22 protein-coding genes are annotated in these 24,250 nt (G+C 71.5%); 12 read left to right on the plus strand and 10 right to left on the minus strand.

What is annotated here, in order from left to right:
• The first annotated feature begins 3 nt into the window (after positions 1–3).
• A complete protein-coding gene (locus H613_RS0114320; RefSeq protein WP_026924352.1) occupies positions 4–753 on the plus strand; it encodes a FadR/GntR family transcriptional regulator in 750 nt (249 codons plus the stop codon).
• A gap of 423 nt (positions 754–1,176) precedes the next feature.
• Here the strand turns inward: H613_RS0114320 and H613_RS0114325 are convergent, their stop codons facing one another.
• Both H613_RS0114325 and H613_RS0114330 read right to left on the minus strand, forming a co-directional pair.
• A complete protein-coding gene (locus tag H613_RS0114325; RefSeq protein ID WP_026924353.1) occupies positions 1,177–2,157 on the minus strand; it encodes an SDR family NAD(P)-dependent oxidoreductase in 981 nt (326 codons plus the stop codon).
• Positions 2,158–2,179: 22 nt separating this feature from the next.
• Entirely contained in the window at positions 2,180–3,247 is a 1,068-nt protein-coding gene (locus H613_RS0114330) for an aldo/keto reductase (RefSeq protein ID WP_026924354.1), read from the minus strand.
• Positions 3,248–3,372: 125 nt separating this feature from the next.
• Between H613_RS0114330 and H613_RS0114335 the strand changes: the two genes are divergently transcribed.
• On the plus strand, positions 3,373–3,975 hold the full coding sequence (locus tag H613_RS0114335; RefSeq protein ID WP_245598562.1) for a TetR/AcrR family transcriptional regulator: 603 nt from the start codon (positions 3,373–3,375) through the stop codon (positions 3,973–3,975).
• 41 nt (positions 3,976–4,016) lie between these two features.
• On the opposite strand, the gene H613_RS26615 is transcribed toward H613_RS0114335, so the two are convergent.
• Entirely contained in the window at positions 4,017–6,359 is a 2,343-nt protein-coding gene (locus H613_RS26615) for an MMPL family transporter (protein WP_035738148.1), read from the minus strand.
• A gap of 79 nt (positions 6,360–6,438) precedes the next feature.
• The gene (locus H613_RS0114345; RefSeq protein ID WP_035738151.1) at positions 6,439–7,071 is read right to left on the minus strand and encodes a TetR/AcrR family transcriptional regulator; all 633 of its coding nucleotides are present in this window, start codon (positions 7,069–7,071) and stop codon (positions 6,439–6,441) included.
• Between the two features lie 218 nt (positions 7,072–7,289).
• Here H613_RS0114345 and H613_RS0114350 point away from each other — a divergent pair, with 218 nt between their 5' ends.
• The 5 genes from H613_RS0114350 (at position 7,290) to H613_RS0114370 (ending at position 11,740) form a co-directional block, all read left to right on the plus strand.
• Entirely contained in the window at positions 7,290–8,204 is a 915-nt protein-coding gene (locus tag H613_RS0114350; RefSeq protein ID WP_026924357.1) for an ABC transporter ATP-binding protein, read from the plus strand.
• Complete coding sequence (locus H613_RS0114355; protein WP_026924358.1) at positions 8,201–9,001, plus strand: ABC transporter permease; 801 nt, start codon at positions 8,201–8,203, stop codon at positions 8,999–9,001. Before H613_RS0114350 ends, H613_RS0114355 begins: the two co-directional genes overlap by 4 nt.
• A 73-nt stretch (positions 9,002–9,074) precedes the next feature.
• Positions 9,075–9,770, plus strand: a complete 696-nt coding sequence (locus H613_RS0114360) for a response regulator (protein ID WP_026924359.1) — start codon at positions 9,075–9,077, stop codon at positions 9,768–9,770.
• Positions 9,767–11,236: a sensor histidine kinase gene (locus tag H613_RS0114365; protein ID WP_026924360.1), complete on the plus strand. Its 1,470-nt coding sequence runs from the start codon at positions 9,767–9,769 to the stop codon at positions 11,234–11,236. Before H613_RS0114360 ends, H613_RS0114365 begins: the two co-directional genes overlap by 4 nt.
• A gap of 81 nt (positions 11,237–11,317) precedes the next feature.
• Complete coding sequence (locus tag H613_RS0114370) at positions 11,318–11,740, plus strand: SRPBCC family protein (protein WP_026924361.1); 423 nt, start codon at positions 11,318–11,320, stop codon at positions 11,738–11,740.
• 1 nt (position 11,741) lies between these two features.
• On the opposite strand, the gene H613_RS0114375 is transcribed toward H613_RS0114370, so the two are convergent.
• On the minus strand, positions 11,742–12,635 hold the full coding sequence (locus H613_RS0114375; RefSeq protein WP_026924362.1) for a LysR family transcriptional regulator: 894 nt from the start codon (positions 12,633–12,635) through the stop codon (positions 11,742–11,744).
• A 111-nt stretch (positions 12,636–12,746) separates the two neighbouring features.
• Between H613_RS0114375 and H613_RS0114380 the strand changes: the two genes are divergently transcribed.
• The 3 genes from H613_RS0114380 to H613_RS0114390 all read left to right on the plus strand — a co-directional run bounded on the left by H613_RS0114380 (position 12,747) and on the right by H613_RS0114390 (position 15,129).
• Positions 12,747–13,607 (plus strand): aldo/keto reductase, encoded by an 861-nt coding sequence (locus tag H613_RS0114380; RefSeq protein ID WP_026924363.1) that lies wholly within the window; start codon positions 12,747–12,749, stop codon positions 13,605–13,607.
• A 15-nt stretch (positions 13,608–13,622) separates the two neighbouring features.
• Positions 13,623–14,555: an aldo/keto reductase gene (locus H613_RS0114385; RefSeq protein WP_026924364.1), complete on the plus strand. Its 933-nt coding sequence runs from the start codon at positions 13,623–13,625 to the stop codon at positions 14,553–14,555.
• Positions 14,556–14,619: 64 nt separating this feature from the next.
• Positions 14,620–15,129, plus strand: a complete 510-nt coding sequence (locus H613_RS0114390; protein WP_026924365.1) for a DUF2231 domain-containing protein — start codon at positions 14,620–14,622, stop codon at positions 15,127–15,129.
• A 118-nt stretch (positions 15,130–15,247) separates the two neighbouring features.
• Here H613_RS0114390 and H613_RS29325 read toward each other — a convergent pair whose 3' ends face one another.
• From H613_RS29325 to H613_RS0114410, 4 genes are all read right to left on the minus strand, one after another.
• Entirely contained in the window at positions 15,248–16,789 is a 1,542-nt protein-coding gene (locus tag H613_RS29325) for a serine/threonine-protein kinase (RefSeq protein WP_051393358.1), read from the minus strand.
• 24 nt (positions 16,790–16,813) lie between these two features.
• Entirely contained in the window at positions 16,814–17,440 is a 627-nt protein-coding gene (locus tag H613_RS0114400) for a hypothetical protein (RefSeq protein ID WP_026924366.1), read from the minus strand.
• A gap of 125 nt (positions 17,441–17,565) precedes the next feature.
• Positions 17,566–20,133: a polynucleotide kinase-phosphatase gene (locus H613_RS0114405; RefSeq protein WP_156926037.1), complete on the minus strand. Its 2,568-nt coding sequence runs from the start codon at positions 20,131–20,133 to the stop codon at positions 17,566–17,568.
• Entirely contained in the window at positions 20,126–21,649 is a 1,524-nt protein-coding gene (locus H613_RS0114410) for a 3' terminal RNA ribose 2'-O-methyltransferase Hen1 (protein ID WP_026924368.1), read from the minus strand. The genes H613_RS0114405 and H613_RS0114410 overlap by 8 nt, the downstream gene beginning before the upstream one ends.
• A gap of 189 nt (positions 21,650–21,838) precedes the next feature.
• On the opposite strand from H613_RS0114410, the gene H613_RS0114415 reads away from it, so the two are divergent.
• Positions 21,839–22,348, plus strand: a complete 510-nt coding sequence (locus tag H613_RS0114415; protein ID WP_026924369.1) for a SigE family RNA polymerase sigma factor — start codon at positions 21,839–21,841, stop codon at positions 22,346–22,348.
• The gene (locus tag H613_RS0114420; RefSeq protein ID WP_156926038.1) at positions 22,345–23,382 is read left to right on the plus strand and encodes a hypothetical protein; all 1,038 of its coding nucleotides are present in this window, start codon (positions 22,345–22,347) and stop codon (positions 23,380–23,382) included. The genes H613_RS0114415 and H613_RS0114420 overlap by 4 nt, the downstream gene beginning before the upstream one ends.
• Positions 23,383–23,633: 251 nt before the next feature.
• Here H613_RS0114420 and H613_RS0114425 read toward each other — a convergent pair whose 3' ends face one another.
• The gene (locus tag H613_RS0114425) at positions 23,634–24,185 is read right to left on the minus strand and encodes a TetR/AcrR family transcriptional regulator (protein ID WP_026924371.1); all 552 of its coding nucleotides are present in this window, start codon (positions 24,183–24,185) and stop codon (positions 23,634–23,636) included.
• Positions 24,186–24,250: the final 65 nt, after the last annotated feature.

Below are 24,250 nucleotides of genomic sequence, written 5' to 3' on the forward strand. Positions count from 1 at the left end.
GACATGAACTCGACACCTGCGACCGGCGGCGAGGTGCCGCGCCCCCAACGCCACCGTCCCCCGCTCGCGGCGGCGGTCGTCAAGAGCCTGGTGAGGGCGATCGTCGTCGGGGAGTTCGCCCCCGGCTCGGCGCTGCCCACCGCCGGAGCACTGTGCGAGCAGTACGAGGTCAGCCGGACCGTCATCCGCGAGGCCACGACGACGCTCGCCGAGAAGGGACTCGTCGCGCCCCGGCAGGGCTGGGGCACGGTGGTGCTCGACCAGGAGCAGTGGAACCTGTTGGACCCCTTGGTCCTCGACGCGCTCTTCCAGCGCGAGGACCGGCTGTTCTATCTCGACAACCTCATCGAGGTCAGGGCGAACCTGGAGTGCGCCATGGCGGCCCGGGCGGCCACGCGGCTCGACGACGCCCAGAACACGATGCTCAAGGCGAAGCTCAAGGAGCTCGGCGATCTCATGGACGACCCCGGGGCGTACTCGCGGGCCGACATCGAGTTCCACGAGCTGATCCACCACGCCTCGCAGGACGCGTTCGGCAGGGCGATCGTGGCGAACATCCAGGGCAAGGCGCTGCACGCGCCCCAGTACAGCGGCCACCCGACCCGCGAGGACATCGAGCTGACGCACGAGGGCCACACGGCGATCCTCGCGGCCCTGCTCGTCGGCGACGCCGACCGGGCCGCCGAGGAGATGCGCGAGCACATCACGTCCTCGTGGGCGCGCCGCCGCCCGGGAGAGACGCCCGAAGCGTAAGCGGCACGGCCACAAGCGGACCGGCCACAAGCGACATAGAACGAACGCGGCGGCGGCGATCCTTTCGGATCGCCGCCGCCGCGTGGTGTTCGGAATGGTGCTTTGGCCACAGTGGCGGTGTCCTGGCCTGCGCCCTCCACCACGGCCTCCGTCCGAGTAGCGCGCTCAAGCGGACAGTAACTTATAGGATATATCCTATAAAATTCCTGTTGGGCGAATACCGCGCCCACATGGACGGCTCACACTCCTCCGAGACGGAGCGACCAGCGGTACCCGCATACCGCGCCCACGGTGGTAGCCGTTCAATTACAGATTATATGCTATAAGATATAAGCTGAATACCGCATTCGCGCGTGAACTTTTCGGTTATAGGTTATAAGCTATAGTTATAATTCGAATGCCTACCGTGAGCGGCCGGGTGCGTCAGGCGTCGAGCAGGCGCTCGCTGAGCTCCCAGAGCCGCTTGGCGGCGATCGAGTCGATCGAGCGCGACATGGCCTCTGCCGGGATGCTGTCGGCGGTGAGCGGCCTCGGCTCGTCGTCCAGCGCCGCGATGTCGTTGTCCTTCAGGTAGACGCCGCCGATGCCGTCGAGCAGCGGGCTGGCGGCCCCGAACACGATGGTGCCCGCCCCCTGCTCCGGCGTCTTCTTCCCCACCTCGGGGTCGATGATCGGCCGACCGGCCTCGTCGATGAGTCCCATGGCCCGCAGCCCTTCCTCGCCCGTCGAGCTGTTCAGGCCCGTGCCGACGACGACGCCCGGGTGCGCCGCGTAGGCGCGGACGCCGTCCGCCGCCCACCGGCGGTCCAGCTCGACGGCGAACAGGACGTTGGCGAGCTTGGACTGAGCGTAGGCGACGTTGACGTCGTAGCCGCCGTTGGTGAAGTTCGGGTCGTCCCAGCGGATCTCGCCGAAGCGCTGAGCGCCGGACGAGGTGTTGACGACCCGGGCGCCGCCCGCGGCGACCAGCGCCGGACGCAGCGCCAGGGTCAGCTGGAAGTGGCCGAGGTGGTTGGTCGAGAACTGCGCCTCGTAGCCGCGCGCGTCCCGTTCGATCTCGGCGGGCCCCGGCAGGCCCGCGTTGTTGAGCAGGATGTGGAGCGGGCGGCCCGAGTCGAGCCGCCTGGCGGCGAAGGCGTCGATCGAGGCCGGGTCGATCAGGTCGAGCCGGTCGACCTCGACGCGGTCGATCCCGGCCACGGCGGCCGCGGCGCGGTCCGTGTCACGCGCGCCGATGACGACCGAGGCGCCTGCCGCGGCCAGCGCGCGGACCGCCGCCAGACCGATCCCCGAGTGGCCGCCGGTGACGACGGCGCGCCTGCCGGTCAGGTCGACGCCTTTGAGGACGTCGTCGGCCGTGGAGGCCGCGGTGAATCCGGTTCCGATGGGCTGCTGATGCGTCATTTCATTGCTCCTGTTCGGATGGTCAGGCGGTGGTGTTCACGAAGTCGTCGTTCACAGCGGCGGCGCGCTCGCCGAAGTCGCGGCGGCGCAGGTGCGGGTGCTGGAGCGACGGGGGGACGTAGGCGGCGCCGTCGCGCACGCCGACGTCGGTGCCCGGCGGGACGATCGCGTCGATCCGGTCGAGGATCTCGTCGGTGAGCGCGATGTCGGCGCCGTCGAGCAGGTCGTCGAGGTGCTCCATGGTCCGCGGCCCGACGATCGCGGCGGTGACGCCGGGGTGGGCGATGGCGAACGCCATGGCCATGTGGGTCAGGCGCAGTCCGGCGTCCTCGGCGAGGGCGACGAGCTGCTCGATGACGTCGAGGCGGCGCTCGTCGCCGAACTGCCGGCCGAGCAGCGGGTGAGCGGCGCGGCGGAGGTCGGTCTGCTGTCCCTTGCGGACCCGGCCGGTGAGCATGCCCTTCGCGAGCGGGCTCCAGACCAGCGCGCCCATACCGTGTCGCTGCACGACGGGCAGCACCTCGGTCTCGATGCCCCGGTTGAGGATCGAGTAGCTCGGCTGCTCGGTGCGGAACCGCTCCAGACCGCGCCGCTCGGCGGTCCACTGGGCCTCGACGATGTCGGAGGCGGGCATGGCCGACGACCCGATCGCGAGGACCTTGCCGCTGCGGACGAGGTCCGACAGCGCCGACAGCGTCTCCTCGATGTCGGTGTCGGGGTCGGGCCGGTGGATCTGGTAGAGGTCGATGCGGTCGGTCTGCAGGCGGCGCAGCGAGTCCTCCACGGCGCGCACCAGCCAGCGCCGGGAGGCGCCCTGTCGGTTCGGGTCCTCGCCCATGGGCAGGCGCGCCTTGGTGGCGAGCACGATGTCGTCGCGACGCCCCTTGAGTGCCTTGCCGACGATCTCCTCGGACTCGCCGCCGGAGTAGGCGTCGGCGGTGTCCACGAGGTTGATCCCGGCGTCGAGGGCCTTGTGGATGATCTTGACCGCGTCGTCGTGGTCGGGGTTGCCCATGGGGCCGAACATCATCGCCCCGAGCGCATAGGGACTGACCTTGATGCCGGTGCGGCCGAGTGTGCGGTACTGCATGGCTTGCTCCTGGAATGGTGGTCGATGGTTTGGCGGGCGCTCCGCCGGTGGCGTACCATCGAAACGGAAAGCTCTTCCGCAAATATACGGAAAGGCTTTCCGTTTAGCAAGCGAAGAGAGGTATCGTGACGGAGAACACAGTGTCGGCCGAGGTCGAGCGGGCACCGCGTCGGCGGCGCGCTGACGCGCAGCGCAACGTCGACGCCCTGCTCGAAGCGGCGAAGGCCGTCTTCACCGTCTCAGGCGTGGACGCGCCCGCGAAGGAGATCACCGACCGGGCCGGGGTCGGCGTCGGCACGCTGTACCGGCACTTCCCGCAGCGCTCGGACCTGGTCAAGGCCGTCTTCCAGCGCGAGGTGGACGCCTGCGCCGACGAGGCACCGGTCCTGGCCGCGGCGCACGAGCCAGGTGTGGCGCTCGAACAGTGGCTCTACCGCTTCACCGGATTCATCGCGACCAAGCGGGGGCTCGCCTCGGCGCTGCACTCGGGCGATCCGGCGTTCGACGAGCTGCCCGGCTACTTCATGCGGCGGTTCGGCCCGGCCCTGGGCTCGCTGCTCGACGCGGCGGCCGCCGCGGGCGAGATCCGCGGCGACATCGGCGCCGAAGACCTGCTGTACGCCGTCGCCAACCTGTGCCTGTCCACCGAGCAACTGGGGCCCGAGCACAGCAGGCGCATGGTGGCGCTCCTGGTCGATGGGCTGCGCTACGGGGCCGAGCACGAGTGAAGCCGCGCCGGAGTCCGGCGCGGCTTCTCACGAGAACTGCGTCAGGCTCTCGTCTCGGCCTTCTCCGCCTGGGCGGTCTCGGCGTCGCGGTGCGGATGGCGGCGCTCCAGGGCCGCTCCCTCCACGTCGACGTCCGGCAGGATCCGGTCGAGCCACTTCGGCAGCCACCAGACCTCGTCCCCCACCAGGTGCATGAGCGAGGGGATGATGAGCATCCGCACCAGGAACGCGTCGACCAGCACGCCGAAGGCCAGGGCGAACCCGATCGGCCGGATCATCGTCGAGTGCGAGAACACGAACCCGCCGAAGACGGCGATCATGATGATCGCCGCGGCCGTGACCACCGAGCGCCCGGCCCGCACGCCGTGCACCACGGCCAGCCGCGCCGGGGTGCCGTGGGCGTAGGCCTCGCGCATGCCCGAGCCGAGGAACAGCATGTAGTCCATCGCCAGTCCGAACAGGACTCCCACCACGATGGTCGGCAGGAAGTTCAGGATCGGCCCGGGCGACTCGACGCCGAAGACTGCCGGCAGCCAGCCCCACTGGTAGATCGCCACGACGCCGCCGAGCGCGGCGAAGTAGCTCAGGATGAACCCGAGCGTGGCGACCACCGGCACGAAGATCGACCGGAACACCAGGATCAGGATGAGCAGCGACAGGCCGACGACGACCGCGAGGTAGACCGGCAGGGCGTCGGCCAGCTTCTCGGAGATGTCGATGTTGCCGCTGGCGGTGCCCGCGACGCCGATGGCGTCCACGCCCTCGACCGACAGGTCCCGCAGCGTGTGCACGAGCTCCTCGGTGGCCTCGCTCGTCGGCCCCGTCTCGGGGACGACCTGGAAGGCGAGGACGGTGCGGTCCTCGGAGGAGCCGATCGGGGCGACGGCGGACACGTCGTCCTGCGTCGCTATAGCCTCGGCGATCACCACCTGCGCGGTTTGCGACTCGGCCTCACTCGGGCTGCCCGGCAGGTCGGCGACCACCAGCAGCGGCCCGTTCTGGCCCTCGCCGAACTCCTCGGCGATGGTGGCGTACGCCTGGTACTGGGTGGAGTCGTGCGCCTCGGACGAGCCGTCGGGCAGGTTGAGGCGCATGTCCATGGCGGGCAGGGCCACCGCCAGCAGCGCGCCGACGCCGACCAGGACGCGGACCACGGCCCGCGGCGTGCTCATGGCCTTCAGCGGCCGCTGCTCCTCGTGCTCGCCCCGCTCGCGGGCGGCGCGCTCGCGCCTGCCGAGGATGCGCGCGCCCACCAGCGACAGCAGCGCCGGGATGAACGTGACGGCGACGAGCACGGCGGTGGCGATGCAGAGTGCGCCGACCGAGCCCATGAGGCCGAGGAAGGGAATGCCGGTGACGTTGAGGGCGACCAGCGCGATGAGCACGGTGGCCCCGGCGAACACGACGGCGTTGCCGGACGTGCCGGTCGCCAGGGCGATCGACTCGTCGAGGCCGTAGCCCTCCTTGAGCTGGCGGCGGTGCCGGTTGACGATGAACAGCGAGTAGTCGATGCCGACGGCCAGGCCGAGCATGAGGCCGAGGATCGGCGTCACCGACGCCATGTCGACCGTGCCCGACAGCGACATCGTCACCATGGCGCCCACGCCGACGCCGACGAGCGCGGTCAAGAGCGGCAGTCCCGCGCCGATGAGGGTGCCGAGCATGACGATCAGGACGATCCCGGCCACGACGAGGCCGATGACCTCGCTCGCGCCGAACAGACTCGGCAGGGAGTCGAGCATCTCGGAGGAGTAGTCGACCTCGACGCCGTCGATCGGCGCGTCGTCGAAGACGTCGGTGACGGTGGCCTTGGTCTCGGGCGTGACCTCCATCTGGGGGTCGTCGAACGCGACGGTGACGACCGCGGCGCTCCCGTCCTCGGAGACAGTGGTGATGCCCTCGGCGAGTTCGAGGAGCGTCTGCCCCTGCTCGAGCGCGGCCTGCTGGGCCTCCAGTTCGGCAGAGGCGCCGCCCTGGGCCTGCTGCGCCTCGATCTGGGCCAGGCCCGCCTCGATCGCCTGCGCCTGCTCGGCGCGCTCGGCCTCGGTGGCGAACGGGTCGACGACGGTCTCGACGCCGTCGGCTTCCGCGGCCTCGGCCACCAGGTCGCTGATCGCGGCCCGCTGCTCGTCGGTGAAGGGCTCGCCGTCGCTCGTGCTCAGCACGATGCGGCCGGTGCCGCCCGAGGCTTCGGGGAGCGAGTCCTCCAGGTGCTCGGTCACCTGCTCGGTGGCGGTGCCGGGGATCGAGAACGCGTTCGACAGCGTCCCGCCGAACAGTGCGAACGCCGCGGCGGCGGCCGCGAGCAGCGCGGCCCATGCGGCGATGACGGTCCAGGCGCGGCGGGCGCACCAGCGCCCGACCCGGTAGAGGAACTCAGCCATGGCGGCCTTTCCTTGGTAGGTGTCCGAATGGGTTCACGGTTGTATGGGCCTCGGTTGCATGAACCTCGGTTGCATGGGCTCAGCTGCCCGGTTCGCGCAGGACGGCGGCGAGGCTCGCGATGAAGCCGTCCCAGACCGCGCGTGAGGCGGGAGTGTCGGTGCCGCCGGTGGCGTCGATCCACCGGTCGACGAGGCCGAGGACGCCGCCGCTGAAGGCCGCGACCAGCAACTCCACCGCGAGCGGGTCTTTGTGCGGGTGCCGGTGCGCGATCGCGGTCGACATCCGCTCGGTGAACAGGGCGAAGGCCCGCTGCATGAGCACGGCCTCACGGGTCGACTGGCGCGAGTCCGCGCCGTCGAAGACCTCGATGAGGTAGGCCACGGCGGGCACCAGGTGGGCGCCCGAGGCGGTGGCCACCAGGTCCTCCAGGACGGTGCCGACCTCGCGGGAGGCGTCGGTGGCCTCGGCCTCCATGCGGCCGACGACCTCGCCGAGCATCTGCCCGGCCGCCTCGGTGGCCACGTCCTCCAGGGAGGCGAAGTGGTTGAACACCGTGCGGCGGGAGACGTCGGCCACGGCGGCCAGCTCGTCCACGGAGAAGTCGGCGCGGCGGTGCTCGTGCATGAGCGCCGCGGCGGCGTCGAGGATGGCCCGGCGGCTCTTGGCCTTCAGCGCGGCCCGGCGGTCGGCGGGATCGATCATCGCACCCATGTTGCTTACACTAAATGCAACGATGCACTCAGTGCAATATGATGTGTTGGCTTGCACAGCGTGGGGGCTCGCACCGTCTCGCCTTCTCAAGGTTTCCTGTGAATCGGCGCCCACTGCGACGATCGGACCGGTGCGGGCGCAGGCGGGGGGCGCGGGGCTCACAGAGTCCTCCCAGAAGTGCCCAGAACCCGGCCAGACCGACGGGCCAGGATCGCGGCATGACCACGATTGCGATACGGGGGCTGACCAAGCGGTACGGCCCCGAGACCGCGGTGGACGACCTGTCGTTCACCGTCGAGCCCGGGCAGGTGACCGGCTTCCTCGGGCCCAACGGCGCCGGGAAGTCCACCACCATGAAGATGATCTTGGGGCTGGCCGCCCCGACGCGCGGCACCGTGACCATCGGCGGCAGGCGCTACGCCGACCTGCCCGTCCCGCTGACCGAGGTCGGCGCGCTGCTCGACGCGGGCGCCGTCCACGGTGCCCGCAAGGCCCGCGACCACCTGCTGGCGCTCGCCGTCAGCAACGGCCTGCCGAAGCGGCGCGTCGACGAGGCACTCGCCCGGACCGGGCTCGAAGGCGTGGCGGACAAGCGCGCCGGAGGGTTCTCGCTCGGCATGCGCCAGCGGCTCGGCATCGCCGCGGCCCTGCTCGGCGACCCGCGCGTGCTGATCTTCGACGAGCCGGTCAACGGGCTCGACCCCGAGGGCATCCGCTGGGTCCGCGACTTCATGCGCTCGCTCGCCCGCGAGGGCCGCTCGGTGCTGGTCTCCAGCCACCTCATGAACGAGATGGCGCTGACCGCCGATCACCTGGTCGTCATCGGCAAGGGCAGGCTCATCGCCGACACCGGCATGGGCGAGTTCATGCGCTCCAATGGCAAAGGCACCGTGCTCGTCCGCACCGCCGAACCGGATGCGTTCGCGCCCCTGCTGACCGCCGCCGGGGCCGCCGTGCGCGAGGGCGTCGAGTCCTCCCTCGTCGTCTCCGGCATGGACGGCGGCGAGATCGGCAAGCTCGCCGCCTACCACGGCATCGCGCTCTCAGAGCTCACCCCGCAGCAGGCCTCATTGGAGGACGCCTTCATGGAACTGACCCAGGACAGCATCGAATACCAGGGGGCCGGGGCATGACCACGCTCACCGACACCGCCGCAGTGCCCTTCCACCGCACCCTCCGCGCCGAGTGGATCAAGTTCCGCACGCTGCGCTCCACCTGGTACACGCTGGCCGGCCTCTTCGTCCTCGGCATCGGGATCGCCGCGCTCGCCATGGACCCGGCCGCGGCCTCGTACCGGGACGCCACCGCCGCCGAGCGGCTCGACTGGGATCCGACCGCGCTGAGCCTGCGCGCGTTCATGCTCGCCCAACTGGTCGTCGGCGTGCTGGGCATTCTCGTCGTCACCTCCGAGTACGCGACCGGCATGATGCGGACCTCGCTGGCCGCCACGCCCCGCAGGCACCGGCTGCTGGCGGCCAAGGCGGTGCTGATCGCCGGTGTCGCCCTGGTCGTGGGACAGGTCTTGATGTTCGCCGCCTTCTTCGTCGGACAGGCCCTCCTGGCCTCGTACGACGTGCCGAACGCGAGCCTGGGCGATCCCGGCGTGCTCTCGGCCGTGGCGGGCAGCGGGCTCTACCTCACCGCCATCGCGCTGCTCGCGGCCGGACTCGGCGTCATCCTGCGGGCCACCGCCGGGGCGCTGGCCATCCTGGTGGCCGTCATCTTCCTCGTGCCGGCCTTCGCGGAACTGTTCCCCTCGTGGACGCAGGGCCTGCTCGACTACTGGCCGACCGTCACGGGGACCGCGGTCACCGCGACGGTCGCCGATCCCGACTTCCCGCACCCCTGGTTCAACGTGGGCGGGATGTGCCTGGGGATCGCCGCCGTGCTGGTGGCCGCGTTCGTCCTCTTCCGACGGCGCGACGTGTGAGGGGCCCGCTCGCGCACCGCTCCGGCCGCCGGGGTTCCGTACTCTGGTCGTCGTGGAGAGCGCGGACCGGGAGATGAGGGAACACCTGCTGGTGGTCGACGACGAGGCCACCGTGCGCGAGCTGCTCTCGGCGACGCTGCGGTTCGCCGGGTTCCGGGTCTCGTCCGCGGCGACCGCCGCCGAAGCGGTCGCCGCGGCCGAAGCCGAGCCGCCCGACCTGGTGCTGCTCGACGTCATGCTGCCGGACATGGACGGCTTCGAAGTCGTCCGGCGGCTGCGCGAGCAGCGCCCGGAGGGCCGCACCGGGCCGGTGCCGGTCCTCTTCCTCACCGCGCGGGGCCGCCAGGCCGACAAGGTCACCGGGCTCTCGCTCGGCGCCGACGACTACGTGACCAAGCCGTTCGATCTGGAGGAGCTCATCGCCCGCATCAGAGCGATCCTGCGCCGCACCGCCGGGCGCCGCAGTGACGTGCTGGCCGTCGGCGCGCTCGAACTCGACGCCGAAGGGCACCAGGTGACGCGCGATGGGAAGCCGGTCCGCCTCTCCCCCACCGAGTTCCGGCTCCTGCGCTACCTGATGGAGAACGCCGGGCACGTGGTGTCCAAATCGCAGATCCTCGACCGGGTGTGGCGCTACGACTTCGGCGGCGACGCCAGCATCGTGGACACCTACATCTCCTATCTGCGCCGCAAAGTGGACGACGGAGAGCCGAAGCTCATCCACACCGTCCACGGCACGGGCTACGTGATGCGGGAGCCGCGGCGGTGAGCCGGTTCTCGCTGCGCGCCAGGCTGCTCGTGCTGACGTCGGTGCTGCTGCTGGCCGGGCTGAGCCTCATCAGCGCGGTCGTCTCCCGCAGTCTGGAGCGGTACCAGCTCGACAGGATCGACGAGCAGCTGCGGTCGTTCACCGAGATCCTCTCGCGGATGCCGGCCGGCGGGCCCGCCGCGATCGAGGAGACCAACGGACGGACCGAGCTGATCGATCCCGCGCTCGACCTGGTCGGCACCCCGTACCTGGTCTACCTCGACGCGGACGGCGAGCCGCTGGAGGAACTGCAATCGTCCGGATTGGACGGCGACGCCCTGCCGCCGCTCGGCGAACTGCGGACGGTCCCCCTCGACGGGGAGGCCGTCGAGCTCGAGGCCGCCGACGGATCGGTGCGCTGGCGGGCCGTCGCCCGGCCGACCACCGGTGGCGAGTGGACGGTGGTCGCCGCCGCGCCGCTCGGCGAGGCCGACGCCACCGTGGCCGCGCTGCGCGCCAGCAGCATCGTCGGCGGGGCCGTGCTGCTCGTCGTGCTGACGGGGGTCGGCTGGTTCGCCCTCGGCCGCGGCCTGCGGCCGCTGCGCCGGATCGAGCACACGGCCGCGGCGATCGCGGGCGGCGACCTGACGCGGCGCGTCCCCGCGCTCGCTTCGCCGAGCACGGAGATCGGGCACCTGTCGGACTCGCTCAACACCATGCTCGGGCAGCTGGAGCGGGCCTTCGCGCAGCGGGCGGCGTCGGAGGCGAGGATGCGGGACCTGGTGTGGGACGTCAGCCACGAGCTGCGGACACCGCTGGTCGGCATCAAGGGCTCGACGGAGCTGTACCGGATGGGCGCGATGCCCGATCGGTCCGATGTGGATGAGGCGATGCGCCGCATCGACCGCGAGGCCACGCGGCTCGCGGCGCTCACCGAGGACCTGCTGCTGCTGGCGCAGCTCGACGAGTCGCCCGAGGCGCAGTTGGAGCGGACGCCGATGGACCTGCGCACGCTCGCGGGCGACGCCAGGCACGACGTGCGGTCGCTGGATGCGTCCCGGCCGGTGGAGCTGACCGGCCCGGGCGGGGACGGCCCGCCGGGTCCGGCGCCGGTCCTGGCCGACGAGGCGCGGCTGCGGCAGGTGGTCACCAATCTGGTCGGGAACGCGGCCGCGCACACTCCCGCGGGGACGCCGGTCCGCATCGGCGTCGGCACTGTGGACGGCAGGGCCGTGCTGGAGGTGGCGGACGAGGGGCCGGGGATGACGGCCGAGCAGGCCGGGCGGGTCTTCGACCGCTTCTATCGGGCCGACCGCTCGCGCAGCCGCGAGGGCGGCGCCAACGCGGGACTCGGGCTGTCGATCGCCCGTTCGCTGGCGCGGGCCCACGGCGGCGACGTCGAGCTGACGACCGCTCTCGGCGAAGGCGCCCGCTTCAGGCTGGTCCTGCCGCTCGAACGCTTCGTCGACGCCTGGCCGCGCGACTGAGCGGTCTCGCGCGGACGGCGGGCGGGCCGGACGGCAGGTGCCGGTGGCCGCCCGCGGCGAGGTCGGTCTTACATTGACAGAGTGCGATATGAGAACGCGATCGTCATAGCCGCGCCCGCCGCCGTCGTCTGGGACCTGACGGCGGACCTCCCGCGCTGGCCCGAGCTCACCCCGACCATGAAGCGCGTCGAGCCGCTCGACCCGCTCCCGCTCCGCGTCGGCGGCCGCGCGCGGATCAAGCAGCCCCTGCAGCCCGCGGCGGTCTGGACCGTCACCGAGCTCGACCCCGGCCGCTCCTTCGCCTGGGAGACCCCGCGCGGCGGCCTGACCATGACCGGGACGCACCGCGTCGAGGAGATCGACGGCGGCTGCCGCAACACCCTGGGCATCGAGCTGACCGGCAAGGGCGAGCAGTGGTTCGCCTTCATGTACGGCGCGGCCATCCGCTGGGCCATCAAGCGCGAGAACGAGGGCTTCAAAGCGGAGGCCGAGCGGACCGCCTGAGTCAGGCGCTCGCGACGGGCGCGTCCTTGATGAGTTCGAGGAGGTGCGCGGCCGGTGAGTCGGCGTGGCCCCAGGCGGTCGAGACCACCGAGACCGTCCACTCCGGATTGTTGTGGTCGGCCAGCGGGAGGACCCGCAGCCCGGCCGCCTGCGGCTTGGCCGCCACATGCCGGGGCACCACCGCGATGCCGAGGCCGCGGCACACCAGGTCCAGCAGCGTGTGCACGTCGTTGACCGCGCAGCGCACCCGGCGGCGCACCCCGTGCGCGGCGAACGCGGCCTCGTTCATCGTGCGCACGCCCCAGGCGGGACCGAAGTCGATGAAGTCCCGGTCGTCGAGCGCGTCCAGCCGCACCGACGCGCGCGAGGCGAGCGGGTGGTCCGGCGGCAGGAGCAGCACGAGCGGCTCGCGGCCGAGCACGGTGCGCGGCAGCCCGCCCAGGTGCTTGTCGGTGGCGACGAACGCGACGTCGAGCTCCCCGGCGCGGAGCATCGCGAGCAGGTCGTGCGAGCCGCACTGAGTAAAGTGGGTTTCCACGCGCGGGTGGCGGCGGTGGAAGCGCTCGAGCAGCGCCGTGACGTCGACCAGGCCGAGGCACTGCTCCGCGCCGATCCGCAGCGACCCGGAGACCGCGCGGCTCGCCTTGACGACCGCGTCGCGGGCGCCCGCGGCCTGCTCCAGGATCGAGCGCGCGAACGGCAGCAGCGCGAACCCGGCCTCGGTAGGCTCGACCCGGCGGGTGGTGCGGGTGAACAGGCCCGTGCCGAGCTCCTCCTCCAGACTGCGGATCGCCGCCGACAGCCCCGACTGCGAGATGCCGGTGAGCTCGGCGGCGCGGGTGAAATGCCGCTCATCGGCGAGCGCCACCAGGTACTCCAGCTGCCGCAGATCCATGACTCATGCCCCTGATTTCTGAATCCCATGAGGAAGATTTGTTGGACTTCTAGATTAACGCTTCGTAGGATGGTCCGCGTCCCACGGCAATCCGCTCCCAAGGAGGGCTCCATGCAGCAGCGCACCATCGGCGACCGCAGCGTCTCGGCGATCGGCCTCGGCGGCATGCCGATGTCGATCGAGGGCAGGCCGGACGAGGCCCGGTCGGTCGCCACGATCCACGCGGCGCTCGACGCGGGCGTGACCCTCATCGACACCGCCGACGCCTACCACCGCGACGCGGGCGAGGTCGGCCACAACGAGTCGCTCATCGCCCGGGCGCTGCGCGAGCGCGGCGCGGGCCCCGACGAGGTCCTCGTCGCCACCAAGGGCGGCCATCTGCGCCCCGGTGACGGCAGCTGGACGAAGAACGGGCGCCCCGAGTACCTCAAGGAGGCCGCGAAGGCCTCGGCGAAGCGGCTCGGCGTCGAGGCGATCGGCCTCTACCAGTTCCACCGCCCCGACCCCGACGTCCCCTACGCCGACTCGATCGGCGCGCTCCGCGACCTGCTCGACGAGGGCGTGATCCTCGCGGCGGGCATCTCGAACGCGGACATCGCCCAGATCGACGAGGCGAACGAGATCCTCGGCGGGCGCCTGGCCTCGGTGCAGAACCAGTTCTCGCCCCGCTTCCGCTCCAGCGAGGGCGAACTCGAGCACTGCGCGAAGCTCGGCGTCGCCTTCCTGCCGTGGAGCCCGCTCGGCGGCATCCGCAACGCGCCCGAGCTGGGCAGCAGGCACGCCGCCTTCAACGAGGTCGCCGCCGAGACCGGCACCAGCGTCTACCAGGTCGCCCTCGCGTGGCAGCTCGCGCTCGCCCCCGTGGTGGTCCCGATCCCGGGCGCGTCCCGGCCCGAGAGCATCCGCGACTCCGCCGGCGCCGCCGACCTCGAACTCACCCCCGCCCAGATCGCCCGGCTCTCCGCCGCCTGACCCGCAAGGAACCCGATGAAGACGTTCACAATGCCCGGCACCGACATCACCGCGCCGAACGTGGTGCTCGGCCTCATGCGCATCCAGGAGAAGACCGACGAGGAGGTGCGCGCTCTGGTGGGGACCGCCCTCGACGCGGGCATCACCTTCCTCGACCACGCCGACATCTACGGCGGCGAGGTCCACGGCTGCGAGCGGCGCTTCGCCGAGGCGATGCGGCTGCGGCCCGCCGAGCGCGAGCGCCTGGTGATCCAGACCAAGACCGGCATCGTCAAGGACGGCCCGTACTTCGACTTCTCCTACGAGCACATCACCGAGTCCGTCGACGGCTCGCTGGCGGCGCTCGGCACCGACTACATCGACATCCTGCTGCTCCACCGCCCGGACGCGCTCGTCGAGCCCGAGGAGGTGGCCCGCGCGTTCAGCGACCTCGCCGCCGCCGGGAAGGTGCGCGCGTTCGGCGTCTCGAACCACACCGGGCGGCAGATCGACCTGCTGCGCAAGTACGTCGCGCAGCCGATCGTCGCGAACCAGGTGCAGCTCTCGATCACGCACGCCCCGCTGATCGCCCAGGGCGTGGCCGCGAACATGCAGGGGCTCGACCAGTCGATCAGCCGCGACGACGGCATCGTCGACTACTGCCGCCTGCACGACATCACCGTGCAGGCCTGGTCGCCGTTCCAGGCGGGCTTCTTCGACGGGCCGTTCCTCGGCTCGCCGCGCTATGCGCTGCTGAACACGGTGATCGACCGGATCGCGGCGAAGTACGACGTGCCGCCGCTGGCGATCGCCACCGCATGGATCACGCGGCACCCGGCGCAGATGCAGGTGGTCATCGGCACCACCACGCCCGAGCGCGTGGACGCGGCCGCGCACGGCTCGGAGGTCCCGCTGACCCGTTCGGAGTGGTACGAGCTGTTCCGCGCCGCCGGGTACACCGTCCCCTAAGAAGCGTGTACCGGGTCGCGCATCGGGTATCCACGGCAGGCATCCTTCGACGTTGGGAGGCGTCATGGAGAGTCACGCCAAGGCCGGCGGCCACGCGATCCACCCGATGCTGATCGCGTTCCCGCTGGGGCTGCTGGGGACGGCCGCGATCTTCGACATCCTGTACCTGATCACCGACGAGGACGGGTTCACCGTCGCCTCGGCCTACGCGATCGCCGCCGGGATCATCGGCGGCGTGGTGGCCGCCGTGTTCGGCTGGGTCGACTGGTTCGCGATCCCGGGCGCGACCCGGGCCAAGCGGATCGGGCTCGTGCACGGGCTGGGCAACGTCGTGGTGCTGGCGCTGTTCGCCGTGAGCTGGCTGCTGCGCTCGGGCGACGGTGCCTGGGACCCCGGCGTGTGGGCGCTGATCTTCAGCTTCACCGGGGTGGCGCTGGCCATCGCGACCGCCTGGCTGGGCGGCGAGCTCGTCGAGCGGCTCGGCATGGGCGTCGACGAGGGCGCCAATCTCGACGCGCCGAACTCGCTGTCCCACCCGCACGTGGTCGAGCCGACCCCGCACGGGCGCGCCTGACCCGGCCGCTCATCGGCCCCCGCGAGCACGAGGCGGGGGCCGCGGCCGCGTGCGCTCCCCTGGGGACTTGCCGGGCCGACCGCCGGGGCCGCCGCCATCGGTTGACGGCAATGCTCGGCTACCAGCACAGATGCGTGGCGAAGGAGTAGTAGTAGAGAGTGATCGTGTCCCCGTAGTCCGCCATCGTCCCGGCGCTCGGGTCCTGCATCACGACGTCGCAGCCGTCGAGGCTGCCGTCGCCTTCCTTGCTCATGTGCTGCTGCGGTACGACGTTGTCGAAGCCCCGTGCGTTCAAATCCGCCTGGGCTTCGGCGATCGGAACGCTGTACAGGTCCGGGATCTTCTCGCCGCTGCTGCCGCCGTCATCACCGCCGGTGCCACCGCCGGAGTCGTCATCGCCGCCGCTCTCAACGCCGGTGTCCTCCTCACCTGAGCCGCCGCTGTTCCCACCGGTGCTCTCATCGGTGCTCCCGCCGCCGGACTCGCCCTCCTCGTCACCGGCGCCCGCTGCCGTCCCGGTGCTCTCCTCGGGCGAAGCGGCCTCCTCCGTCGTCTCATCGGCCGCCGCCGAGGCCGTCGCGGAGCCGCCGTCGGACCGTATTTCCTCCTCTGTGGATGTACCTGTCTCCGGGCTCTCTCCAGCGGTCGTGCCGTCGGGGAGCAGCCCGGGCGCCCAGGCGAACACCGCGGTCAGCAGCATGATCGCCACCACGGCCACCGCCACGAACCCGAACCGCCACGACCACAGCCCCGGCAGCCGCCTCGGCGTCGGCACCGGCTCGACGGACGGCTGCTCCGCCTGCCGCGGCTTGAGCGCCACCAGCACGGTCGCGTCGCCGTCCGCCGCCGCCCGGCACGCCTCGGCGAACGCCCCCGCCGACTCCCACCGGTCCTTCGGGTCCTTCTCCAGCGCCGTCATCACCACCCCGGCGACCCGCGGCGGCACCGACTCGGGCAGCGGCGGCGGCGCGGCGTTCAGGTGCGCGGCGACCACGGCCGTGCGGTCGTTCGAGGGGAACGGCGGTTCCCCCGTGAGGCACTCGTAGGCGACCACGCCGAGCGAGTAGAGGTCGGAGGCCGCCGTGATCTCCTTGAGGTCCACCTGCTCGGGCGAGGCGTAGTGAAGCGTCCCCAGCGCCACACCGGTCGAGGTCAGCGAGGTGACGTCGTTGATCCGCGCGATGCCGAAGTCGACGAGCTTGACGGTGCCGTCCTCCTCGATGAGGATGTTGCCGGGCTTGATGTCGCGGTGGACGATCCCTTTCCGGTGCACGCTGCGCAGGGCGTCCGCCACCGCACCGGCGATCGCCATCGTCTGCTCGGGCGTGAGCTGCTCCTCGCGGTCGAGCAGCGCCGACAGGGACTCGCCTTCGACGAGCTCCATCACCAGATAGGCGACGTCCTCGTCGCCGACCAGGCAGGTGCCGTGGTCGTGGACCACGGCGAAACCCGAGCCCTTCAGTTTCGCCGCCGCGCGGGCCTCGCGCTCGAACCGCTGCCGGGCCTCGTCGTTGTCCTGGAAGACCGAGTTCCGCAGCAGCTTGATCGCGACCGGCCGGTCCAGTTGCGCGTCGCGGCCTCGCCACACCGCGCCCATGCCGCCGGTGGCGATGAGCTTCTCCAGTACGTAGCGGTCAGCGATGCTGATGCCGGATTCCACCGTGGCTCCTTGCGAGTTCGGGTCTCAGTTCACGAAGACGAGGCAGAGGACGGCCGGGCGGGAGCCGGCGCCGACGGCGGCCGCCCGGTCGCCCTCGGCGCCCCAGGACGACAGGTGTTCGCCGCAGGCGTCGGCTTCGGCGGTGCCCTCGATGCGCAGCAGCACCTGGTAGCGCTCCCGGGAGGGGGAGGGCAGGGCGCACGGCTGGGTCCTCCAGCCGCCGCCGGGCGCGATCGCCGCCTCGTCGGCGTTGTAGACGCACTCGCCGCCGACCGCGCCGCCGGCGTCGCCGCCGTAGGCCGCCGCCAGCGAGACGGTCAGCACCGCGACGGCGGCGAGCACGCCGGTGCCGATGAGGAGCCTGCGGCGGCGTTTCGGCGCCGAAGGCGGGGTCTCGTCGCGTTCGGCTCCGGTGCGGGTGTCGGTGACCATCGTGACGCCCATGTCGAGCCGGGTCTCGCGCTTCGGGCGCTTCCCGCCGCGCAGGTCGATGACGGTGGACCGGTGGTCTCGCAGGCGCTTTCGCTTCGGCGGGCCGAGCAGGGCGGTCGCGTCGGCACCGCCGTCATCGCTGCCACTGCTGTCCTCGTCATTGCCGCCGTCGTTGTCGACCGCCTGGCGCCGCAGGTGGACGGTATCGCGGTCGGGCAACGGTTCCTCCAGGGAGATGCAAGGCCGCAACGGTCGATCGCATATCGACGGCGTCGTCGTGCAACGGGTTTCCTCAACAATGTTAAGCGATTCAGTCCACGCGGACGTGGGGCGCGTCCTCGCCGCTACAGGCGCGGGTCGACCGGTTCGGATTCCAGTGCCAGGATCGCGAAGACCATCTGGTGGATGCGCCACAAGGGAGCGCCGGAGGCGAGCAGATCGAGCGCTTCGACGCCGAGGGCGTGCTCCCGCAGGGCCTGCGAGCGCTTGTGGCCCAGGTGGCGCTGGCGGAGCCGTTGCAGCTGTTCGGGCTCGGTGTAGTCGGCGCCGTAGATGATGCGCAGGTACTCGCGGCCGCGGACCTTGAGGCCCGGCTGGACCTGTCGCCCGCCCGCCCGGCGGGTCTCCATGACGGGCTTGACGACCATGCCTTCGCCGCCCGCCTCGCACAGCTCGGTCCACCAGTCGGTGGCGGCCCGCTCGTCGTCGGTGCCGAGCGCGACGAACTTCCGGGCGGTCTTCAGGAGCGTTCCGGTCCCGTCGGCGTCCGCAAGGGCGTCGATGAGGCCGAGGTGCCAGTCGTGGCGGTGGTCGGCGCGGTTCTTCCCCTCGGTGGCCAGGATCTGGAACGGCGCCAGGCGCACGCCTTCGAGGCCGTCGGTCGGCCAGCAGTAGCGCTGGTAGACCTCGGCGAAGGCCTCGATGTTCGCCTGCCGCTCCTCGGTGCGCGATGCCAGGTCGGCGACGTCGAGGCCGCGTGCGGCCGCCGCGTCGAGGACCTCCCTGGCGGCGGGCAGCGCCGCGATGCCCGCGGCCGCGACGGACGCGAACTGGTCTTCCACGAGTTCGCGGGCCTTGGCCGACCACGGCAGGAGTTCGCAGTCGAGCATCATCCAGTCGGTGCCGAGGTGGTCCCACAGGCCCGAGGCCTCGGCGGCGCGGGCGATCCGGGCGAGCAGTTCGTCGGTGAGGGCGTCCTCCTCGAAGAACGCCCTGCCGGTGCGCGTCAGCACCGCGCCCGCCGGGCCCGCGTCGAGGTCGAAGCGCCCCCGTGCGGTCTCGGGGTCGCGGCAGACCAGCGCCACGGCCCGGGAGCCCATGTGCTTCTCCTGGCACACGACCTGGCGCGTGCGCTCGCGGTAGTGGTCGAAGGCCTGGACGGGGTGCTCCAGGAAGCCGTCCAGCGCGGAGGCGTCGACGGGGGCCATCGTCGGCGGCAGGTACAGGACCCTCCTGGGGTCGTCGGCGAAGCGGCTCATGACCTCCAGGGCCGCCGCGGCGTTCTCGGCGCGGACCTTCACGGTGCCGTGCAGGTCCGTCTTCAGGTGGCGGTCGCCGGCGACGTCGTCGAAGTCCAGTGTGGTCGGCTCGCGCTCCGGCGCGGCGTCGAGCGGGCGGACCGGCTCGTACCATTCGCGTTCGGCGTCCACACTGATCAGTTCGCGCTCGGGGTAGCGCAGGGCGGTGAGCCTGCCGCCGAAGCAGCAGCCGGTGTCGAGGCAGATGGTGTTGTTGACCCATTCGGGCTCGGCGGTGGGCGTGTGCCCGTAGACCACTGTGGCCCGGCCCCGGTAGTCGCGGGCCCACGGCAGGCGCACCGGCAGGCCGTACTCGTCGGTCTCGCCGGTGGTGTCGCCGTAGAGCGCGAAGGAGCGGACCTTGCCCGAGGCGCGGCCGTGGAACTCCTCTTTCAGGCCCGCGTGCGCGACGACGAGGCGGCCGCCGTCGAGCCGGTAATGGCTGACCAGTCCATCCATGAAGGACTCTGCGTGGTCGCGGAACTCAGCCCCCGCGATCTCGAGCTGGGCGAGGGACTCGGCCAGGCCGTGCGCCACCTTGACCTTCTTGCCGCGCAGGGCTCGGACGAGCTTCTGCTCGTGGTTGCCGCACACGCTCAGCGCGTTCCCGGCCTCGACCATGCCCATGACCAGCCGCAGGACGCCGGGCGTGTCGGGTCCGCGGTCGACGAGGTCGCCGACGAAGACGGCCTTGCGGCCCTCGGGGTGCGCGGCGCCGACGGCGCGGCCGCCCGCGTCGCGCTCGATCTCCCAGCCGAGCTTCGCCAGGAGGGTCTCGAGTTCGGAGCGGCAGCCGTGGACGTCGCCGATGAGGTCGAACGGGCCGGTCTCGTCGGTCCTGTCGTTCCAGGCCTTCTCGTAGGCGATCGCGGCGGACTCGACCGCTTCGAGCCCGGAGAGGCGGTGGACGCGGCGGAAGCCCTCCTTGCCCAGCCCCTTGAGGCTCCGTTTGAGGTCGCGGTGCTGGCGGCGGACCACGGCCTCGCCGAAGTCGCGATCGGCCCGGGCCTCGTTGCGCGCGGCGGCGAGCTTGGGGTCGACGTCGAGCACGATCGCGTCGACCAGGACGTGGTGGTCCTTGGCGAGTTTGACGAGCTCGGCACGGGCGTGGCGCTGCACGTTCGTGGCGTCGACGACGGTGAGCAGGCCGCGGCGCAACCGCACCCCGACGATGTGGTTCAGCAGCGCGAAGGCGTCGGGGGTGGCGGTCTGGTCGGTCTCGTCGTCGGCGACCAGGCCGCGGCAGTAGTCCGAGGAGATCACCTGCGTGGGCTTGAAGTGGCGGGCGGCGAAGGTCGACTTGCCCGAGCCCGAGACGCCGATGAGGACGACGAGCGACAGTTCGGGGACGCTGATCTCGGTTGCGGCCGTTGCAGAGACAGTCGTTTCAGGCACGATCGAACACTCCCATCTGGGTCGGGGCCCCGACTTCGGGGTCGTCGTCGCCGATACCGGTGATGCGGAGCCGGTAGCCGTGGCGGGCGGCGACCTCGGAGGCCCACGCGGTGAACCGTGCGCGGTCCCACTCGAACCGGTGGTCGGCGTGGCGGAGCCGGTGCTCGTCCATGCCGTAGCGGACGTTGTACTCCACATTGGGCGTGGTGACGACGACCGTCCGGGGCCGGGCGGCGGCGAACACGACCCGCTCCATGGCGGGGAGCCGCCCGGGGTCGATGTGCTCGACGACCTCCATGAGCACCGCGGCGTCGAACCCGGCGAAGCGGCGGTCGCGGTAGACCACCGAGCCCTGGAGGAGGTTGAGGCGTTCGGCTCGGCGTTCGGGCATGCGGTCGAGCCGGAGCCGCCGCTCGACCAGGTCGAGCGCCCGGGACGAGACGTCCACGCCGGTGACGCGGGAGAACCGGCGGTCCTTGAGCAGCTTGGACAGCAGCTTCCCCGAGCCGCAGCCGAGGTCGATGACCGAGCTCGCTTCCGCTTCATGGAGCGCCTCGAGCACGGCGGCGATCCGCTTGCGGTGCAGCGGCCCAGAACGCTCGGTCCCGGCGGTTTCGGCGGCCGCGGTCTTGCGGCCGTCGGCCGCGGGGTCTGCGATTCCAGCGGCCGCGCTCGCGGGGTGATCGGCCCCGGTCGTTTCGGCGGCCTCGACCGCGGGACTCGCGGCCCCGGCCTCCACGCCCTCGGCCTCTTCCTCGATCGGCGTCTGGAGCGAGTCCTCGGTGCCGTCGCCGAGCTCGGCGAGGCGCGTGATCGCCGCCCGCTCGAACGACTTGCGGTGCGCCAGATAGCGCCTGGTGATCAGGCCGCGCTTCGGGTGCGAGGCCAGCCATTCGCCGCCGGAGCGGATCAGCTTGTCGATCTCGCCGATGTCGACCCAGTAGTGCTTGGCGTCGTCGAGCACCGGCAGGAGGACGTACAGCTGGTTGAGCGCGTCGGCGAGCCTGGCGTCGCCGCGCAGCCGGATCCGGAGGTGGCGCGAGTCCGCATCGAACCCCGGCAGCGGCACCGGCTCGGCCTCGACCGCCCAGCCGAGCGGCGCGAACAGCTCCTCGACCAGTTCGGGTCCGCCCTTGCACGGCACGGACGGCAGCGCGATCTCCAGCGGCATCGCGGCCGCGGCCAGTTCGGGGCGGGCGTCGCAGCGTCCGGTCCTGGCCGTGGAGAACACCTTCCCCAGCGCCACCGACAGCAGCGACGACGCCGCGTACGGCCGGTCGTTCACGTACTGCTGGAGCGAGGCGTCGCCGGAGCCGCGGCCGAACGCGCGGGAGAGGCGGACCGGGTCGACCTCCAGCATCAGCGCCGCCGTGCACCGCTCCTCAGTGGCCTCGGGGTAGAGCACCCATGCGGCGCCGAAGGACTGGTCGAACCGCTGCACGTTGTCCGGATGCTTGTGCAGCAGCCGGCCCAGGTCGGTGGCGGGCCTGGCGGTGGTCGCGATCGTGAGCAGCACCTGAGGATTATCGCGGTTGCGGCCGCCGGGACGCGAGCGGGTTTACACCATTCAGTTATAGGTTATAGCCTATATCTTGATTGTCACGACATATAGGCTATAACTTCTATTGGGACTTCGTGGCCGCATGCAACCCGACGAGCGGCCCGCTCCGTAGAAAGGGCGACGGAGACGTGACGAAAGGTCCTCATGACGCCAGAGCAGGAAGCCGAGTTCCGCGAGTACGTGGAGGCCCGGCGCAGCGCGCTGCTGCGAACGGCCTTCCTCATGTGCGGCGACTGGCACAGAGCCGAAGACGCCGTGCAGACCTCGCTGATCAAGTTGTACGCCAAGTGGACCCGGACAAGGCTGGAGACGGCCGACGCCTACACCCGCCAGATCATCACCCGTGTGCTGATCGACGAGGCGCGGCGCAGCCGGTTCCGCCGCGAGCTCTCCTACGCCGCGCCGCCCGACGTCCCGGCCGATCCGGGCGGACACGACGAACGCCTGGCGGCGGTCTCCGTCCTCGCCCAGCTGCCACCCAGGCAGCGGGCCACACTGGTCCTCCGATTCTGGGAGGACCTGTCGGTCGAGGCGACGGCGCGGATGCTCCGCTGCTCGACCGGCACCGTCAAGAGTCAGACCGCGCGGGGGCTGCAGACGCTGCGCGTCCTGTATGAGAACGCTGATCTCACAGGCCAAGGAGCCGAATCGTGAACCCACATGACATGCGCGAGCTGTTCAACGACGCGCTCGCGGAGTCCCCGCCGTCCACCCGCACCGACACCGACGACATCGTCACCGCGGCCAAGCGATCGCAGCGGCGTCGCCGAACCGCGCAGGCCGGCGCGGGCACATTGGCCGCGGTCGCGGCCGTCGCGCTGATCGCGGCCATCCCCACGGTGTTCGAGCGCGGCGACGGCACCACCGCGCCGCCCATAGCGGGTTCGAGCGGCGAGGCGCCGGTCGAGCGGCCCGGCGGCGACTGTCCCGAGCCGGTCGGCGGATCGACCGAGGAGCAGCTGAACACCGTGGCGATGTACGGAGAGGCGCTCGAGGAGTACGTCGCGAGCCTCGGCGGCGAAGTGGCCAACTCGTGCTTCGAGGGCGAGCCGGAACACCACGGCTTCTACTACGACGCCGAGTCCGGCGCGTACCGGTTCAACGAGTCCGTGGACTTCCCGGCCACCGGCGAGTGGGCACAGCTCCTCGTCAGTATTCACCCTCCGGCCGAGGGGCCGTTGGACGAGCGGATGGAGGAGTTCACCACGTGCGAGGAGCTCGACCTGGATTGCCGCTGGAGCGAGACCGCCGAGGGAACGCTGCTGCTGGTCGAGGATTATGCCAAGGTCCTCCTCAACGAGGACGATCGCACCGCGATCGAGTTCGATCCGGTCAACGGCGCACTGCTGGGCCTTGCGGACGGCACCATCGTCGAGGTGGAGATGGGCGTCAGCGGCGAATTCGGCAGCACGCTGAGGACGACGGCCGAGCAGCTCGGCGAGCTCGCGGCCGCCATCCCGGTCGGCGGGGATGCGACCGGCGCGCAGGAGCCCGAAGACGAGGGGGCCGAAGAACCGACACCGGGAGGTGGCGAAGAACCGACGCCCGGAGCGGGCGAGGAGCCGACGCCCGGCGGGGACCAGGAGTCGATGCCGGAAGCGGGCGAGGAGCCGACGCCCGGAGCGGATGGAGAACCGACCCCCGGCGACGACGAGGTGCCGACGCGCGAAACGGACGAGGACGATTGATCCTCTCCGAAGGGGAACGGTGTCGTCGATCCCGAGGCGATCGTGAGGACCGACTCCGCCGATCCGGTTGACGCGGTCGAAACCGGGGCCGGTGCGCCGTTCGGCGCACCGGCCCCGTGCGTTGCAGCGGTCGGGGCCGTGCTCGCGGCGGCGACCGCAGCCGAAATGCGATCGGGGCACCGGATTCGGGCACTGGACAAAGCGCCGGAGCCGGGCCGCGCGCCGCTCACCGCCCCGCCCGGCAACCCCTGTCAGGGAGCAAGGGCCTTGAGGGCCAGTTCGACCACTCGGGCCGGGGCGACGCCGCGCTCGGCCATGACGATGCAACCGGCGACGAAGGACTTGAACTCAACGGGGCCGAAGTCACGGCGGACGACGCCGACCTCCTGGGCGCGTTCGAGGAGGCGGCCCTCGGCGTCGAACATCTCGGCGCCCAGCTCGCTCCCGGGCCCGAGGTCGACGTCGGCCGCCGCGGCCAGGCCCTCGTAGAGGGAGCGGTCGCGGCCGGCGCGCTCGATGACGTAGGCGAGGGAGTCGCCGAAGGCCGCGGCCGGGTCGTCCCGCTCGGCGAATTCGCGCAGGCCGGCGGACAGCTCGTGCATCTTGCGGGTCAGTATGGCCTCGAACAGGGCCTCCTTGGTCGGGAAGTGGCGGTAGACGGTGCCCACGCCCACGCCCACCTTCTTGGCGATCTCGCTGACCGGCACCCCGAATCCCCGCTCGGCGATGAGCGTCTCGGCGGCCTCCATGACCTGGGCGCGGTTGCGCGCCGCGTCTGCGCGCAGCGACCGTTCGGCGTTCAAGGCGCCCCCTCCTTGCAAACGGAATTGATGTTCCGTATATTGAAAGCGGAACCAACACTCCGCTT

Origin of the sequence: Glycomyces arizonensis DSM 44726 (assembly GCF_000482705.1) — a bacterium.
In the GTDB taxonomy this organism is placed as follows: Bacteria; Actinomycetota; Actinomycetes; order Mycobacteriales; family Micromonosporaceae; genus Glycomyces; species Glycomyces arizonensis.

What these genes read in the sequence shown, in the direction of transcription:
- H613_RS0114320 (WP_026924352.1), top strand. Translation starts at nt 4, where the DNA reads ATGAACTCGACACCTGCGACCGGCGGCGAGGTGCCGCGCCCCCAACGC.
- H613_RS0114325 (WP_026924353.1), bottom strand. Translation starts at nt 2,157, where the DNA reads ATGACGCATCAGCAGCCCATCGGAACCGGATTCACCGCGGCCTCCACG.
- H613_RS0114330 (WP_026924354.1), bottom strand. Translation starts at nt 3,247, where the DNA reads ATGCAGTACCGCACACTCGGCCGCACCGGCATCAAGGTCAGTCCCTAT.
- H613_RS26615 (WP_035738148.1), bottom strand. Translation starts at nt 6,359, where the DNA reads ATGGCTGAGTTCCTCTACCGGGTCGGGCGCTGGTGCGCCCGCCGCGCC.
- H613_RS0114345 (WP_035738151.1), bottom strand. Translation starts at nt 7,071, where the DNA reads ATGGGTGCGATGATCGATCCCGCCGACCGCCGGGCCGCGCTGAAGGCC.
- H613_RS0114350 (WP_026924357.1), top strand. Translation starts at nt 7,290, where the DNA reads ATGACCACGATTGCGATACGGGGGCTGACCAAGCGGTACGGCCCCGAG.
- H613_RS0114355 (WP_026924358.1), top strand. Translation starts at nt 8,201, where the DNA reads ATGACCACGCTCACCGACACCGCCGCAGTGCCCTTCCACCGCACCCTC.
- H613_RS0114360 (WP_026924359.1), top strand. Translation starts at nt 9,075, where the DNA reads ATGAGGGAACACCTGCTGGTGGTCGACGACGAGGCCACCGTGCGCGAG.
- H613_RS0114375 (WP_026924362.1), bottom strand. Translation starts at nt 12,635, where the DNA reads ATGGATCTGCGGCAGCTGGAGTACCTGGTGGCGCTCGCCGATGAGCGG.
- H613_RS0114380 (WP_026924363.1), top strand. Translation starts at nt 12,747, where the DNA reads ATGCAGCAGCGCACCATCGGCGACCGCAGCGTCTCGGCGATCGGCCTC.
- H613_RS0114385 (WP_026924364.1), top strand. Translation starts at nt 13,623, where the DNA reads ATGAAGACGTTCACAATGCCCGGCACCGACATCACCGCGCCGAACGTG.
- H613_RS0114390 (WP_026924365.1), top strand. Translation starts at nt 14,620, where the DNA reads ATGGAGAGTCACGCCAAGGCCGGCGGCCACGCGATCCACCCGATGCTG.
- H613_RS0114415 (WP_026924369.1), top strand. Translation starts at nt 21,839, where the DNA reads ATGACGCCAGAGCAGGAAGCCGAGTTCCGCGAGTACGTGGAGGCCCGG.